At 64.0% G+C, this 15,485-nt stretch carries 10 protein-coding genes, 1 tRNA gene and 1 riboswitch; of the genes, 4 read left to right on the top strand and 7 right to left on the bottom strand.

Translation table 11 applies throughout. From position 1 onward, the window contains the following. Positions 1–40: 40 nt before the first annotated feature. The 7 genes from mfd to tilS all read right to left on the bottom strand — a co-directional run bounded on the left by mfd (position 41) and on the right by tilS (position 11,188). Positions 41–3,565: a transcription-repair coupling factor gene (gene mfd, locus OXT71_07415; protein MDE2926207.1), complete on the bottom strand. Its 3,525-nt coding sequence runs from the start codon at positions 3,563–3,565 to the stop codon at positions 41–43. Further along, entirely contained in the window at positions 3,562–4,947 is a 1,386-nt protein-coding gene (glmM, locus tag OXT71_07410; GenBank protein ID MDE2926206.1) for a phosphoglucosamine mutase, read from the bottom strand. Before glmM ends, mfd begins: the two co-directional genes overlap by 4 nt. Before the next feature lie 8 nt (positions 4,948–4,955). After that, on the bottom strand, positions 4,956–5,903 hold the full coding sequence (locus OXT71_07405) for a CdaR family protein (protein ID MDE2926205.1): 948 nt from the start codon (positions 5,901–5,903) through the stop codon (positions 4,956–4,958). Continuing rightward, entirely contained in the window at positions 5,900–6,706 is an 807-nt protein-coding gene (gene cdaA, locus OXT71_07400; protein ID MDE2926204.1) for a diadenylate cyclase CdaA, read from the bottom strand. Before cdaA ends, OXT71_07405 begins: the two co-directional genes overlap by 4 nt. 1 nt (position 6,707) lies before the next feature. Then, positions 6,708–7,520, bottom strand: a complete 813-nt coding sequence (folP, locus tag OXT71_07395; protein MDE2926203.1) for a dihydropteroate synthase — start codon at positions 7,518–7,520, stop codon at positions 6,708–6,710. 177 nt (positions 7,521–7,697) lie between these two features. Further along, positions 7,698–9,641, bottom strand: coding sequence for an ATP-dependent zinc metalloprotease FtsH (gene ftsH, locus OXT71_07390; protein MDE2926202.1), 1,944 nt, complete (start codon positions 9,639–9,641; stop codon positions 7,698–7,700). A 119-nt stretch (positions 9,642–9,760) separates the two neighbouring features. Further along, positions 9,761–11,188, bottom strand: a complete 1,428-nt coding sequence (gene tilS / locus OXT71_07385) for a tRNA lysidine(34) synthetase TilS (GenBank protein ID MDE2926201.1) — start codon at positions 11,186–11,188, stop codon at positions 9,761–9,763. Positions 11,189–11,310: 122 nt separating this feature from the next. Further along, positions 11,311–11,425: riboswitch (SAM riboswitch) on the top strand. Between the two features lie 88 nt (positions 11,426–11,513). Here tilS and thrC point away from each other — a divergent pair. The 4 genes from thrC (at position 11,514) to hemL (ending at position 15,348) form a co-directional block, all read left to right on the top strand. Next, positions 11,514–12,773 (top strand): threonine synthase, encoded by a 1,260-nt coding sequence (gene thrC / locus OXT71_07380; protein ID MDE2926200.1) that lies wholly within the window; start codon positions 11,514–11,516, stop codon positions 12,771–12,773. 81 nt (positions 12,774–12,854) lie between these two features. Beyond that, a tRNA-Met gene (locus tag OXT71_07375) sits at positions 12,855–12,927 on the top strand. A gap of 43 nt (positions 12,928–12,970) precedes the next feature. Further along, the gene (gene hemB, locus OXT71_07370; GenBank protein ID MDE2926199.1) at positions 12,971–13,969 is read left to right on the top strand and encodes a porphobilinogen synthase; all 999 of its coding nucleotides are present in this window, start codon (positions 12,971–12,973) and stop codon (positions 13,967–13,969) included. Positions 13,970–13,989: 20 nt separating this feature from the next. After that, complete coding sequence (gene hemL / locus OXT71_07365) at positions 13,990–15,348, top strand: glutamate-1-semialdehyde 2,1-aminomutase (GenBank protein ID MDE2926198.1); 1,359 nt, start codon at positions 13,990–13,992, stop codon at positions 15,346–15,348. Positions 15,349–15,485: the final 137 nt, after the last annotated feature.

Genomic DNA, 15,485 nt, shown 5'->3' with positions numbered 1-15,485 from the left:
ATCCGCCGGCTCAGAGCCCGGCAGGATCACGCCCCTTTCGTCACTCCGGACTCTTGATTCCCCGGCTCCCGATCCTCTCGCCGATGCGCTCGAGCACGTCGCCGACGCAAGTGAAGAGGGTCGCGGGATCGGAAGACGGCACTCGAACATTGAGAACCCCGCCTTGCGCCAGGGTGAGATCGGTTCTCCCTTGGACCAGAGCGACGACGTCGTGAGGAGACACCGGCGTGTCATCCCTGAACCTGAGGGAAATCCGCCCCCCGCTGAGTTCGATGGAACTGATTCTCAAACGACTCGCCCCCAGCCGCAATGCTCCGTACTCGAAAAGATTGGAGACGGAACGCGGGTACTTTCCGAACCGGTCCTCGACCTCCTCCTTCAGGTTTTCCAGAGATCTCCGGCTCGAGAGAATACTCAGCCGCTTGTAGAGCCAGAGGCGCTGACTCGGATCGGCGATGTAATGTTGCGGAATGTGGATGTCCAGGCCGAGGTCGATGCTGATTTGGATCTCCTCCGCCGTCTCCTCTCCCTTCAACTCCCGGATCGCCTCCTGCAGCAGCTTCAGGTAGAGCTCGAAGCCGACGGCATTGATGTGCCCATGTTGTTCCTGTCCCAGTAGATTGCCCGATCCGCGGATCTCCAGATCCATGGCGGCGATGCGAAATCCGGAACCCAGATCGCTGAATTCCCGAATTGCCGCAAGGCGTTTGGCGGCGTCGGTGCTCAGAGTCTCCTCCGAGGGAATCAGCAGATAGGCGTAGGCCCTGCGATTGGACCGGCCCACCCGGCCCCTGAGCTGGTAGAGCTGGGCGAGTCCGAACCGGTGGGCCCGGTTCACCAGGAGAGTATTGGCCCGCGGGATGTCCAGACCGTTTTCGATAATGGTGGTGGCGACCAGCACGTCGTAGCGATAGTCGAGGAAATCCAGCATGACCTTCTCCAACTGGGTCTCCCTCATCTGGCCGTGTCCAACCGCGACGCGAGCTTCGGGCACCGTGTCCTGGATCATGCGCGCGATGCTGTAAATGGTCTCCACCGAGTTGTGGACCAGGAAAACCTGTCCCTGGCGCTTCAGCTCCAGGTCGATGGCGGTGCGAATCAACGACCGGCTGAACCTGACCACGGCGGTCTGAATGGCCAGGCGGTCCTTGGGGGGCGTCTCGATGATGGAGAGGTCGCGGACGCCCGTCAGCGACATGCTCAGGGTGCGGGGAATCGGCGTTGCCGACAGATTGAGCACGTCCACCCGGGTCTTCAGGCGCTTGAGCCGTTCCTTCTGGGCGACTCCGAACCGTTGTTCCTCGTCCACCACGATGAGCCCCAGGTCCCGGAACCGGACGTCCCGCGAGAGGAGCCGGTGGGTTCCGATGAGAACGTCGGTCTTTCCCGATTCCGTGTTCCGGAGGATCCCCCGTTGCTGGCTGCGGTTGCGAAGGCGGCTGATCATCTCGATGGAGACGGGGAACCCCTGGAAGCGCTCGCGAAAGGTGTTGTAGTGCTGCAGCGCCAGGACCGTCGTGGGGGTCAGAACGGCCACCTGCTTGCTGTCGTTGACCGCCCGGAAGGCGGCTCTCATGGCCACTTCGGTCTTGCCGTATCCCACGTCTCCGCAGACCAGGCGGTCCATGGGACGCGGCGCCATCATGTCCTTCTTGACGGCCTCGATGGCGTCGGCCTGGTCGGGGGTTTCCTCATACGGGAAAGCCGCCTCGAACTCCCTGACCAGGGCGTCGTCCTCCGGAAAGACATGCCCCCGGGCCACCTCCCGCTGCGCGTACAACTTGAGCAGATCCTGGGCCATGCTCCGCATGGACTTCTTGATCCGCTTCTTGGTCTTGTCCCAGGAGGCGCCCCCCAGTCGATCCAACCGCGGCCGGGAATCTCCGGAACTGCTGTATTTCTGAATTTGGTCCAACCGATCCGCCGGGACGTAAAGCTTGTCGTCCCCCCGGAAGCTGACCACCAGGAACTCCCGGCTGTCGCCGCCGACACCCAGCGACCGGAGTCCCTGGAAGAGTCCGATTCCATGATCGACGTGAACCACGTAGTCGCCCGACTTCAGATCCCGGAAATCGGACAGAAAGGCGGCGGCGGGGTCCGGTTTGGTCCGGGGCGGCGCCGGGGGCCGGAGGCTCTCGGCGAAGAGGTTCTCCTCGCCCAACAGGTGCAGACCCAGGCCGGGCGAGTGGAACCCTTGCGAAAGCCGTCCCTGGATGACGGCGGTCCCGTGATCCAGGGCGCTGTCGAACCCGGAAGCACGATGCAGGTGGATATCGTATTCGCGAAAGATATCCACCAATCGGTCGACCATTCCCGGCGTCTTCATCACGAAGACGACCCGTTCCCGCCTGGTCCATTCCTCGAGGTCGGAAAACAACGCGCGAAGCTGACCCGAATACTGCCGTTCGCTTCGGAAATCGAAACGTTCCACCGCTTCCCGGCCTTGAAAAAGCCGGCTCAGAAAAAAGGACGGGCATTTCTTCGTCCAGCTCTCCACCACCTCCGCGGACCAGTACAGCCGGTCCGGCGGCAGAGCGAGGTCTCCGTCTTCCGTCCGTTCCCGATAGCTCTCCTCCCACCGTTCCCGAATCTTCGTGTGCTCATCCCGGAGTTCATCCCAGTCGGAGAGGACCAGCGTCGGGGAGGATCGGCCCTCCGCCCGGACGAAATCCAGCAGATGATGCCGGGTCGGCACCACGAGGGGAAACAGCGCTTCGAAGCCGTTGAAGAGCTCGCCGTTGGCGGTGAACTGGAGCCGTTCCTCCAGGGCCTGCGCGAATCGAACTTCCGACCAGTGATCCGGAGCTTCACGGTGCCATCGGGAGATGTCGCGGGCCGTGACGGACAGCTCCCTCATGGGGACCACGCGGCAACCGGGCACCAGCGCCACCGACCGCTGTGAATTCGGATCGAATTCGCGAATCGATTCGATCTCGTCTCCAAAAAATTCGATGCGCACGGGAGCCGAACCCGACGGCGGAAAGACGTCGACGATGCCGCCACGCACCGAGTATTCCCCCACTGTGCCGACCGGTTCTTCCCGGACGTAGCCCACCTGGTCCAGGGTTCGCGTCAGGTGATCCGGAGGGAAGAACCTCCCCGTTTCCAGGTCGAGACACTGGCTCATGAAGGTCTGGGGCGAAGGAAGCCGGGGGGTCAAGGCGGTCAGCGTCGTCAGGATCAATCCCTGGTTCCAGCGGAGTATCTTCCAGAGAGCGGCGGCTCGAGCCGCAGCGATCTCGGGGTGGGGAGACAGCCCGCGATAGGGGTCCGCTTCGGACCCGGGAAGAACCAGGACCCGATTCCGGCACTCTGCGGGCAGGAAAAGCCGAAGATTTGCCGCCATCGTCTCCAGATCCCGATTGCTCCGGCCCAACCAGAGATAGGAGCCGGGATCTCTTCGATAGAGGGACGCCAGCACCAGGGCCGAATCGGCTCCGCGGAGACCGTCGAGACGCCGGTTGCAGAGCGCTTTCCCGGCCAGGGTCTCGAACAGTTGTGAAGCCGCGGGAGGCCGTGGGCCCGACGCCGCCGGAGATGGTTGCAGGGACGAATCCGGACTCAAGATCGCTCCCGCCGTCTGGTGCCGGGCGTTCCCGCCAGCCGTTTCAGGGAGCTCCGGATCTGAGCGGCGATTCCTTCCACGCATTCTTCCAGATGCTCCCGATCCTCTCCTTCAACCATAATCCTGACCACCGGTTCGGTCCCGGAGCAGCGCACCAGGACCCGGCCCCTGCCCTGCAAGGACTCCTGAACGGATTCGATGCGGCCGCGGACCTTCCGGTCGTCCAGGAGATCCTGCCCCCGCCCTCCCACGATGACGCTTCGGAGGACCTGCGGGCAGAGTCGCAGCCCGGCGCTCAACCGGGCCAGCGAACGGCGTTCCTGAAGCAACACCTGAGCCATCTTCAGGGTGGTCAGGATACCGTCTCCCGCCAGGGAGTGCTCTCCGAGAATGATGTGACCCGAAGGCTCGCCACCCAGAGCGTCTCCTCCCTCCACCATGGACTCCAGGACGTTTCTGTCTCCGACTTGCGTCCGGACCAGGCTCACACCCAGGCCCGCCAGGGCGGCCTCAAGCCCCAGGTTGGACATGACGGTGGCGACCACCCGGCGGGTGGGCAGGCGGTTTCGTTCCGACAGGTGCCGGGCCAGAACATAGATAATGTGATCCCCGGTCAGGATCCGTCCGCGGTGATCGGCCAGGATGGCGCGGTCGGCGTCTCCGTCGAAGGCGGCGCCGAAGTCGGCCCCCGTTTCGACTACGGCTCGAGCCATCCGCCGGGGATGGACCGCCCCGCAGTCCCGATTGATGTTCCGGCCGTCGGGCGGCGCATCGATGAGGGTAACGCGAGCCCCAAGGCTGCTGAAGAGCCGGGCCGCCACCTGGGATGCGGCTCCGGAAGCGCAATCCAGAATCAGCTTCAGGGGCTTCAGATTCCCCACTTCCAGGGTCGACCGCAGAAACCTGGAGTACATCCCGAGACAGCCGGGTTCGGTCCGGATCAACGCCGGCGGACTCGAACGGGGAGGAGGCGGCGCGGGGGACTTTGAACCGTCAGCCGCAATGAGCGTCTCAAGCGCCAGCTCGCGACGCCGCGACAGCTTCCGCCCCCGCGCCGTGAAGAATTTCAGGCCGTTGTCGCTGTAGACGTTATGAGAGGCCGAGACGACGACGCCGGCGTCGAATTCCGAATCCCGGCAGAGGATGGAGACGGCGGGGGTCGGCAACACTCCGGCGAGGGTCACGCGGGCGCCGGCGGCCGCGAGACCGCGGCTCAAGGCCTCTTCCATCCAGGGGCCGCTCTCTCGAGTGTCCCTCCCCACCACCACCGACCTGCACCCCTGGAGGGCGAGGCACCGGCCGATTCGAAAGATGGTCGCGGGGTCCAGCGGAGGTTCGCCCGCCACCCCTCGAATTCCGTCGGTCCCGAAGAGAGTGGACATTCGGGCAGCTATCGCCTGACCCGGATCCGGACTTGCTCGGGACGGGTCGATTCCACCCGGTAGACGTCCTCCAGATCTTCGCGTTCGGAGACAGCCACGATCTCGGGAAGAATCTCATGGGGCTGGCGCTTGGGCTCAAGATTGTCCGCCGCCACACGGGCTCGAAAGTCCTTGCTGGAGATCTCTCCCTCGAAGGAGATGGGGACCGACACCACCAGATTCAACGAGCGGGTCATGAGACTGGTCCCGTCCCTCGGAGATTCCAGCTCCACGGCGACTCGCGACAGCGTCAGCTCGCGCCTTTTTTCCTCGATCAGGATCTGCAAAACGACGGGGGAACTGCCGTCGATCGTGACCCGGGGATCTTGAGAATCCAGGTCGACGTCCGCATCGAAACCGGAGGAGCGGCCGGAAATGTCGACGGTTTCGGTCGGGACGGCGGAAACCTTGGCCAGCACCGCCTCCAGGCCCGACACTCTCACCTCCGGGGGCGAACTCCGGACTTCGACCAGTGCATACCCTTCCTCCGGCTCACCCTCCAACCGAGGCCGAACCTCCACCATCTTGTGATGGATCTGCTCCAGCTCCAACTGCAGCGGATTGGGGGCGATGCTCAAGACGTCCACGCCAAGCGGGCGGTTGCTGATGTTGTGTTCGGTCAGGGAAATCTGGACCTTGCCGGCCACCATGCTCTGGAGATCGATTTCGGCCGACATTCGGCCCGCCACTTCCTCGATGGCAATCGTCCGCCCGGAGCGAATCGTCACCTCCACCTCATGTTCGTAGTCGGTGGAGATCTCAAGGTCGGGCGCCAGGTTGACGAATTGGACCGGAACCGTCACCACTCGAATGACTTCGTCCTTGACCCCCAACAGATTCCAGAGCAGGAAGGAGAGGCCAAGAGAGATCAGCTTCAGGCCGAAATTGTTCAGGATCCACTGGCGCAGACGGATCATGCCGGCTTGGGGCTCCTCTGGACCGCTTGGGTGGATGGACTCCGGCGAGTTCCCATCAACTCCCGGAGCAGCGCCAGCAGCTTCGGGGCCTCCAGATCCTGGATCAGGTTGCCCTGGAACGCCACCGACACGCTGCCCGTCTCCTCGGAAACAATGATGGAAATGGCGTCGGTTTCTTCCGAGATCCCGAGGCCGGCGCGGTGGCGGCTTCCCCAACGGCGACCCAGATCCGGACTCGTGGTCAGGGGAAGATAGCAACCCGCCGCGGCGATGCGGTCGGCCTGAACGATTACGGCCCCGTCGTGGAGTGGACAGCCGGGGCTGAAAATACTCAGCAATAAATCATTTCCGACCAGGGCGTCCAGCTTGATTCCCGTCTCGATGTAGTTGCGGAGCCCGATTTCCCGCTCCAGGACGATCAAGGCCCCGGTCTTGTCCCGGGACAGGTGGCCGGTCGTCGCCACCAATCCATTCAAGTTGGCCCGTTGGGCAGAGGTGAACAACGGCAGGAAGAATCTGCCTCTGCCCAGAGCGGCCAGTCCCCGGCGGATCTCCCGCTGATAGATGATGATGGCGGCCAGGATGAAGTTGACGAAGAAATTGGAGAACAGGGTCTCCACCATCTGCAGTTCCAGCGTCCGGGCCAGGTAGTAGACCAACAGAAGTCCCATGACCCCCAGCGTGATCTGCAAGCCGCGGGTGCCCTTGAACAGAAGCAGGATGTGGTAGATGAGGACGGTCACCACCAGGATGTCGAGCAGATCCCGGACACCCAGATCGAAAAGACCGGAGAACGCGTCCACCTCAGCAGACTCTCCTTTCGCCCAGAATCGAATCGGCTATTCGGAGCGCGTGGACCATTTCATCGAGATCGTGAACCCTCACGATGTGGGCTCCCCCGACCACCGCCATCACGACCGAAGCCGCCGTGGCAATCAGCCTCTCTTGCACCGGGATGTCGAGGATTTTGCCGAGAAAGCTCTTTCGGGACGTGCCCACCAGAATTGGCAACCGGAGCCGGCGCAACCGTGGCAACCGATTCAGGACCTTGAGGTTGTCTTCTACTGTCTTGCCAAACCCGATTCCGGGATCGACAACGATTCTATCACGAGCGATTCCGTAGCTGCCGGCAAGGTCCACCGCCTGGGCCAGATTTTGCTCGATCTCCTTCAGAATGTCCCGGCTGGGAGGCAGGGTCTGCATGGAGCGTGGCGTACCCCGCATGTGCATGAGCACTATGGCGGCGCCGGCCTTGCCCGCAACCTCCGCCACACCCGGGTCCAACTGCAGCGCGCCGACGTTGTTGACGATATGGGCGCCTGCGTCCAGGGCCGCCCGCGCCACCTGCGACTTGTAGGTGTCGACGGAAACGAGACAGGATGTGCGGCCCCGGATTCCCGCCAGCACCGGCAGAATGCGGTCCAACTCCTGGGCGGCCGAAACCGGAGACACGCCCGGGCGGGTGGACTCGCCGCCGATGTCCAGGATGTCCGCGCCCTTGGCCGCCAACTCCAGGCAACGGTCCACGGCCTGGTCGGCAGCGAGGAACTTGCCGCCGTCGGAGAAGGAGTCGGGGGTGACGTTGATCACCGCCATGGTCCGGGTGACCGGACCCAACTCCAGACTCCTGCCCCGGGCTCTCAGGGTGAAAGATTTCCGGACGTCTCCAATTGCGCGTTTTGGCCGATTCTCTCGCATGCCAGAAAAATGGGACTGGCGCCACTGCCGGCGGTAGAAAAGAACCGGCGCTCCTCCGGCCTGCAACCTCCTGATACGGGGAGCGGCCGGAAGGCGTCAGGCCGGTGCCGGACGCTCTTCAGGTTTCACCAGGGGAGGCAGAGCCGAAGCGGCCTTCTCCTGCGGCTCGGCAGTTTCCGCTGCCTCAACCGGGGCGGGAGGTGTCGGCTTCTGCTGGGGAAGGCGGATCTTCTCGCCCTTGATGACGGCCTCGACTTCTTCGCCATCCAGAGTCTCGAATTCCAACAAAGTCTCCGCCAGCCGGATCAACGGCGTCCGATTGGTCTCCAGGATCTCCTGGGCCGCGTTGTAGCTGCGCACAACCAGACGTTCGACCTCCTTGTCGATCTTGACGGCGGTCTGCTCGCTGTAGTCCTGGTGCTGGGCGATCTCCCGGCCCAGGAAGATCTGCTCTTCCTTCTTGCCGAAGGTGAGCGGGCCCATGGCCTCGCTCATGCCCCACTCACACACCATCTTGCGGGCCAGGTCGGTGGATCGCTCCAGGTCGTTCGATGCCCCGGTGGTGCAACTTTCCAGGAAGATCTGCTCCGCCACCCGTCCGCCCATGAGAATGGTGATGGAGGATTCCATGTATTCCTTGGTGTAGTTGTACTTGTCCTCCTCGGGCAACTGCATGGTGACGCCCAGGGCCCGTCCGCGAGGAATGATGGTGACCTTGTGCAGAGGATCGGCGTCGGGGAGCTTGTAAGCCACGAGAGCGTGCCCGGCCTCGTGATAGGCGGTGCTCCGCTTTTCCTTCTCGTTCATGATCATGGACTTGCGCTCCTTGCCCATGAGCACCTTGTCCTTGGCCTGCTCGAAGTCCTCCATGGTGACGGCCTTGCGGTCGTGCCGCGCGGCGTTGAGGGCGGCCTCGTTCACCAGGTTGGCCAACTGGGCGCCCGAGAACCCGGGGGTTCCCCGGGCCAGCACCGAGAGGTCCACGTCATCGGCCAGCGGTGTCTTCCGGATATGGACCTTGAGAATCGCGTCGCGGCCCTTGATATCAGGCAGCGTGACCACCACTTGGCGGTCGAACCTTCCCGGACGCAGCAGGGCCGGGTCCAGCACGTCCGGCCGGTTGGTGGCGGCGATCAGGATGACGCCTTCGTTGGACTCGAACCCGTCCATCTCCACCAGGAGCTGGTTCAGGGTCTGCTCCCGTTCGTCGTGCCCGCCGCCCAGCCCGGCGCCCCGGTGGCGGCCGACGGCGTCGATCTCGTCGATGAAGATGATACAGGGGGCGTTCTTCTTTCCCTGTTCGAAGAGGTCCCGGACCCGGCTGGCCCCCACGCCCACAAACATCTCGACGAAATCGGAACCGCTGATGCTGAAGAAGGGCACGTTGGCTTCACCGGCGATGGCCCGCGCCAGCAGGGTCTTGCCCGTTCCCGGAGGTCCCATCAGGAGCACACCCTTGGGAATTCGCCCCCCCAATTTCTGGAACTTCTGCGGCTCCTTGAGAAAGTCGATGATCTCCTGAAGTTCTTCCTTGGCCTCTTCCACGCCCGCCACGTCCTTGAAGGTCACCTTCTTCTGTTGGCTGGTGGAGAGACGGGCGCGGCTCTTGCCGAATGACAGGGCCTTGTTTCCGCCGCTCTGCATCTGACGCATGAGGAAGATCCAGAAGGCGAGAAAAAGGATGATGGGAAACCAGGAGGTCAGGATCACGTAGATCCACGAACTCTGCTCGCTCTCATTGACCTCGACCACGACCCCTTTCGCGTCCAGTAGGTTGGCGATGGTCTCCTCCGACCCCTTGGGGATGATGACGCGGAAGGATCGGAGTGTGTCGGACGCGGAGGAATGGTACTTCCCCTCCACCTTGTTGCCGGTCATGGCGATCTCTTCGATCTTGCCATCGGTGAGGGTCTGAATGAACTCAGAATAGTTGAGCTGGTCCACGTTGCCGGTGTTGACTTTGCTGAGGAACTGCCAGAGAGCGACCACCGCCACGATGACGACGACCCAGAGAAAGATGCTCCTTGCGGTAGTGTTCAAGACCGGACCTCCTGAGACGCAGATACGTCGGACATTGTTCCATTATAGGGGAATGTCCCGAGTCTGAACACGCCCGCCGATTCTTTCAACATGGTCCGCACCGTTCCCGCGGCGCTCCTCTATACACGATGCCGACTCGCGCCGGGTTCCCTCGACCCGGCGTGAGGACCGTCACGTACCTTGATCAGGACCGCCTCCCTTTCGCCCGGACAGGCGCGGACCCTGGGGTCCGCGGGAAGACCCTCCACCCAGAGCAGGCGGCCATCGTCCTCCGCCACCACCAGGGAATCCCGGGCGCTCCTGGGGATGCGGTGCTGCAGGAAGAGCCGCTTGAGCTTCTTCCCGCCCGGACCCGGGTACCGGTCCCCCGCCACGCGGTTCCGGACCGTCAGGCTGGACCCTGGAAAACGAAGCAGAGTTTGACCCGAATCTCCAGCGGGCGCCGTCATCCGGCGGCAGACCACGTGCCGGCCGGTTTCCGGAATGGCCACCTCCCCGGGGACCGGAAGCCGGTGGCTGAACCGGACCGGCGGAACCCTCCTTGCGAGTCTCAGGTGGTCGAATTCGAGGCCGGCCTCAATTTCTCCCGGCAGGTGGACCCGTCTCCCGCTTCGTCCGGAGACCAGATCCAGTACCCGGTCGACGTGCTCCAGGCCCAGGTCCCGGAGATCCCCCTTGCAGGTTCTCACTGCATGCCGGACCACCTCTTTCCTGAGGGCCGGCGCCAGATCGAGGAGCGCCGCGACCCTCAGCCTGACCTCGCCGGAACGGATCGACGGCGTCTCCCGGCACGACCGGAAGGCCTTGCGCCCCTCGTCTTCCAGGAACTCCGCCACCTCCTGCCAGAGCCGGGCGGTCCGTCCCAGGGTCGGAATCAGGGCCGGGTTCAGGCGCCTGCGCAAGTCGGGAATCAGGTGGTGGCGGACCCAGTTGCGATCGTAGCGGAGATTCCGGTTGCTGGAATCGTCCCGGTAGGGCTGTCCCCGGCGTTCGAGAAACCCCAGTATTTCTTCCCGGTCCCTCTCCAGCAACGGGCGGACCATGCGGACCGGGCTCGCTTCCGGCCCGTGAGGAAGAATCTCGCGCGCCGGGAAGATCCCCGACATACCCGTGGGGCCGGCGCCGCGCGCCAGCTTCAACAGAAAGGTCTCGGCCTGATCCTGCAGGTTGTGCCCGGTGGCCACGACGGACCCGGCGGCTGACGCGGTCTCGGAGAGGAACCGGTAGCGGACCCTTCGGGCCAGATCCTGAAGATTCGTACCCGGCCCCGGCTTCAGCGGGCGCGACCGGACGTGGAGCGGGACCTCCAATTGCCGGCAGAGCGTTCCGACGAAGCTTGCGTCCGCATCGGACTCGGCGCCTCGAAGGCCATGATTCACGTGGAGGGCCGACAGCGACAGCGGCCACTCGCGGCTCAGTTCCCTGAGGACCTGGAGCAGCGCCATCGAATCGGGACCGCCCGAAACCGCGCACAGCACCGAATCACCCGGCTTCAGCAACGAAAACCGTTTGACGGTGTCCCTGACTGCCGATACGAAGAGGTCCATCGCTTTGCTCGAAGACGGCTGCGGCCGGAACCAAGAGGAGCCGGCAGAGGAGGTTGCCTCCTACCCAATAGAACGACGCTCTTGACAGAAACGTGGACGCCAACCTATTATCCCATTTCTTGTCCTTATCCAGAGTGACGGAGGGATCGGGCCCTAGGATGTCACGGCAACCGGCCCTTGAATGGTACGGTGCCAAATCCCGCAGACGGGTTCGCCCGCTTGTCTGAAAGATAAGCCCGGTTGCGTGGGAGCCCTTTCTCAGCGGGAAAGGGCTTTTTTGTTGTTTGGCGATCCGTCCTGCCGGGACAAGGGAAAGGGAAGCAGGATGAGTTACTTGACGGGTCTGGGCTGCAAGGAGTGCGACCAACGCTACCCGGCGGATCGGAGTTTCATTTGTCTCGAGTGCTTCGGGCCCTTGGAGGTCCTGTACGACTACGAGAAGATCGGGGCCAATCTGAATCCCGCCAAGATCGCGACCCGACCCCCGAATCTATGGCGCTACCGGGAGCTGCTGCCGTTGGATGGAGCGCCGGTGACCGGATTCCACTCCGGCTACACTCCCCTGATCCGGGCGGACCGGCTGGCCCGCCGGCTGGGCCTGAAGGAACTCTATCTCAAGGATGATTCGGTCAATCATCCCAGCTTCTCCTACAAGGACCGGGTCGTCTCCATCGCCCTGAGCCGGGGGAGGGAGTTGGGATACGAGGTCTTCTCCTGTGCGTCCACCGGCAATCTCGGCAACTCGGTGGCGGCCCACTGCGCCCGGACCGGTCTTCCCTGCCTCATCTTCATTCCCGAAACGACGGAACCGAGCAAGATTCTCGGCTCGCTCATCCATGGGCCCGAACTCGTGGGACTGGAGGGCAACTACGACGACGTGAACCGCCTCTGCGCCGAAATCGGCGACCACTACGGCTGGGGATTCGTCAACGTCAATCTCAGGCCCTACTACACCGAAGGGGCCAAAACCATGGGCTTCGAGATCGTGGAACAGTTGGGTTGGCGGCTTCCCGACCACCTGGTCCTTCCCACGGCTGGAGGAACCCTGCTTCCCCGCGTCGCCAAGGCTCTCCAAGAGGTGGTGCACCTGGGCTGGGCCGAGGGCCACACCAAGATCCACTGCGCCCAGGCGGCCGGTTGCGCGCCGGTGATCCGGGCCCTCCATCAGGGTCTCGACTACATCAACCCCGAGAAACCGAACACGGTGGCCAAGGCCATCGCCATCGGCGACCCGGCCGACGGCCCCTACGTGCTGCAGGACGTCCGCCAGTCCGGCGGCTGGGGAGAGATGGCGGAGGATGAGGAAATCCTGGCTGCCATTCGGCTGCTGGCGGAGACCGAGGGCGTCTTCACCGAACCGGCCGGAGGAACCACTCTGGCCGTCACCATCAAGCTTCTCCGCCAGAACCGGATCCGGCCCGACGAATCGGTGGTGGTCGGAATCACCGGGAACGGCTACAAGAGCCAGGACGTCTTCCTGGGAAGCGCCCGGATCTCGACGGTGATGCGCCCCAACCTCATGGTCTTCCGGGAGTGGTACGAATCCCGGGAAGAAACGCCCATCGTGGCGTCGGCCGCCGTCTGAGCCAGACCACCGCAGTGCCGACTCGATGGCCGCTGCCGCGTTGATGTAGCGCCGTCCGTTCAGTTATATTCGATCGCCGTTGGCGGTGTAGCTCAGTGGTCAGAGCAGGCGGCTCATATCCGCCGAGTCGGGGGTTCGAGTCCCTCCACCGCCATGCCAAATAACCGACCGCAGTCGGATTGAAGCCGGATCTCCCCATGACACTCGCCATCCGCCCCCGCCGTCTGCGAACCAGTCCCCGATTGCGCCGCATGGTCCGGGAGACCCGTCTCGAGCCGGGACAGTTGATCTATCCCATGTTCGTTCGCGAGGGGCGGGGCGTCCGGGAGGAGATCCCGTCCATGCCGGGCCAGTTCCGGTACTCGGTGGACGTTCTGGTCCAGGAGTTGGAACGGGTCCAGGAGTTGGAGATCGCCGGAGTGATGCTCTTCGGAATCCCGGACCCGTCGGAGAAGGACGCACTGGGAACTCCGGGATACGCCCAGGACGGGCTCATCTGCCGGGCCCTCCAGGCAGGCAGGGAGAAAGTCGAGGACCTGCTGCTGATCGCGGACGTCTGCCTCTGCGAATACACGGACCACGGGCACTGCGGACGCCTGCTGGACGATCCTCCCCGCGTCGACAACGACGGCACGCTCGAACTGCTCTCCCAGGAAGCCCTGTCCTACGCCCGGGCGGGCGCCCACTTGGTGGCCCCGTCGGACATGATGGACGGCAGGGTGGGGGCCATCCGCAAAACTCTCGACTCGGAAGGTTTCCAGGAGACGGCGATCCTCTCGTACGCGGCCAAGTACGCCTCCGCCTACTACGGACCTTTCCGGGAAGCGGCCGAGTCGGCCCCCAGTTTCGGTGACCGGAAGAGCTACCAGATGGACCCGGCCAACGCCCGCGAGGCCGAACGGGAGGTCCGCCTGGATCTGGAGGAAGGGGCCGACATGGTCATGGTGAAACCGGCGCTGCCCTATCTGGACATCATCCACCGGGTCCGCCGAATGTCCGAAGTTCCGGTGGCCGCCTACCAGGTGAGCGGAGAATACAGCGCCCTCTGCGCGGCCTTCGCCCAGGGTTGGCTGAACCGGGACCAGGCCGTGAGGGAAACGTTGCTTTCGATCCGGCGAGCGGGAGCCGACATCATTCTGACCTATTTCGCGTGCGAAGTGGCCGAGAGGATTCGACGCGGCGATTGGACCGAATAGGACAAACCAGGGGGAACTCCTTGAAAAATCGGAACGACTCGTCGGAAGCGGGCAGGCTCCAGGCCAACGCCGAGAGCAATGCCTTGATGGATCGGGCCCGGCAGGTCATGCCGGGCGGCGTCAACAGTCCGGTGCGGGCCTTCAAGGCGGTGGGGGGGAGTCCTCCCTTCCTGCGGTCGGGGAACGGTTCGCAGGTGGTGGACATGGACGGCAACCGCTACGTGGACTACCTGGGCTCCTGGGGTCCGCTGATCCTGGGACATGCCCGGCCCGAAGTCGTTCAGGCGGTGACCGAAGCGGCGCAGCGGGGGACCAGCTACGGAGCGCCCACCGAGGGAGAGGTGCTGCTGGCCGAGAAGATCTGCGGCCTGTTTCCCTCCATCGAGAAGGTGAGGCTGGTCAACTCGGGCACCGAGGCCACCATGACCGCGTTGCGGCTCGCCCGCGCCTACACCGGCCGTTCCCTGGTGGTGAAATTCGACGGCTGCTACCACGGTCACTCCGACGGCCTGCTGGTCCAGGCGGGATCCGGTGTGCTGACTCTGGGATTGGCCGACAGCCCCGGAGTCCCCGAAGGCTATGCCCGGGAGACGCTGACCGTTCCCTTCAACGATCTCGACCGGTTGGAAGCCGCCTTCGGCGCCTATCCCGATCGGATCGCGGCCGTCATCCTGGAGCCGGTGCCCGCCAACATGGGAGTGTTGCTTCCTCATGAGGGTTTTCTCCAGGGCGTTTTGGAGCTGGGTGAGGCTCACGGCGCGGTGGTCATCTTCGATGAGGTGATCACCGGGTTCCGGCTGGCGCTGGGAGGGGCTCAGGAACGATTCTCGGTGACGGCTCCCATGACCTGCCTGGGCAAGGTGGTGGGCGGCGGGCTGCCCATCGGCGCATACGGCGGGCGCAAGGACATCATGGAAATGATGGCTCCCCAGGGCTCCGTCTACCAGGCGGGGACTCTTTCCGGGAATCCCATTGCCGTGGCGGCCGGCCTGAAGACGCTGGAGATCCTGGAACGGGACCGCCCCTACGAAGCCATGGAGGAGAGAGCGTCCGAACTGTGCCGGGGATTGAGGGAGGCGGCCGGCCGCCACTCGATCCCTCTTCAGGTCCAGCGTTGCGGCTCCATGTTCACGCCGTTTCACCGGGAGGGACCGGTCACGGGATTCGCCGAGGCCAAGACCTGCGACCTGCAACGTTTCGCCGCCTTTTTCCGCGGGATGCTGGATCGCGGCGTCTACACGGCGCCCTCCCAGTTCGAGGCCAATTTCGTCTCGGCCGCCCACTCCGATGCGGATGTCCGGAAGACACTGGAAGCCGCGGATGAGATGCTGGGTTCACTTGCGAACGGACATTTCCGAGAATCGGACCGGTCCGGATAGTTGCGGAGACAAGGATCCCGGCTACCGGGATGGGGAAGTCGCCGCGGCCGGGGCCGAGTGGGGCAGCCGGTCACCGGAACCACCGACCCGGACTCCGACGACCAGGCCGGGTCCGTACGATGACTGGCTGTAGGAGC

Source organism: Acidobacteriota bacterium, assembly GCA_028874215.1.
Classification (GTDB): Bacteria; Acidobacteriota; UBA6911; order RPQK01; family JAJDTT01; genus JAJDTT01.
Note: the sequence above shows the minus strand (reverse complement) of the source record. Positions and strands in the feature narration are given on the sequence as shown.

Excerpts from the sequence above, each read along its gene's own strand:
- glmM (MDE2926206.1), bottom strand. The coding sequence starts at position 4,947 with ATGTCCACTCTCTTCGGGACCGACGGAATTCGAGGGGTGGCGGGCGAA.
- OXT71_07405 (MDE2926205.1), bottom strand. The coding sequence starts at position 5,903 with ATGATCCGTCTGCGCCAGTGGATCCTGAACAATTTCGGCCTGAAGCTG.
- tilS (MDE2926201.1), bottom strand. The coding sequence starts at position 11,188 with ATGGACCTCTTCGTATCGGCAGTCAGGGACACCGTCAAACGGTTTTCG.
- thrC (MDE2926200.1), top strand. The coding sequence starts at position 11,514 with ATGAGTTACTTGACGGGTCTGGGCTGCAAGGAGTGCGACCAACGCTAC.
- hemB (MDE2926199.1), top strand. The coding sequence starts at position 12,971 with ATGACACTCGCCATCCGCCCCCGCCGTCTGCGAACCAGTCCCCGATTG.